Origin of the sequence: Streptomyces sp. BE20 (genome assembly GCF_036322525.1) — a bacterium.
In the GTDB taxonomy this organism is placed as follows: Bacteria; Actinomycetota; Actinomycetes; order Streptomycetales; family Streptomycetaceae; genus Kitasatospora.
On sequence record NZ_JAQYWW010000953.1, the window covers coordinates 1 to 375 of the forward strand.

Sequence of the window (375 nt, forward strand, 5' to 3'; positions counted from 1 at the left end):
GCCACCGATCCGGAACCGGCCGGTGCGCTCGCCGGGGGCGATGGACTCCGCCGGACTGAAGTACGTCCAGAGCCGGTTGGAGGTGCGCAGGACGTTCAGCGCGTCCCGGTGGCCGCGCACCGCGGCGGCGTACTCCCGGGTGCGGGCGTACCGCTCGTCCTTGGTGAGGAAGTCGCCCTCGCGCTGCTGCTCGTGGTCGTTGCCGCCGGTGATGAAGTGGACGGTGAGCCGGCCGTCGCTGATCCGGTCGAGGGCGAGCGGCCGGACGTCGGGGTGGTCGACGAGCAGCTCCGGGTCGAGGAGGCGGGTGAGCACCGCGAGGGCGTCCGGGTGGTCGTCGGCGAGGTGGGTGAGCATGCCGGCCTCGTAGCGGGC

Annotated in this window: 1 protein-coding gene; it reads right to left on the minus strand. The window is 73.6% G+C overall.

What is annotated here, in order from left to right; genetic code table 11:
- Positions 1 to 357: LLM class flavin-dependent oxidoreductase (locus tag PUR61_RS23875; protein ID WP_329881419.1), on the minus strand; the 357-nt coding region annotated here is incomplete at its 3' end.
- Positions 358 to 375 lie beyond the last annotated feature (18 nt).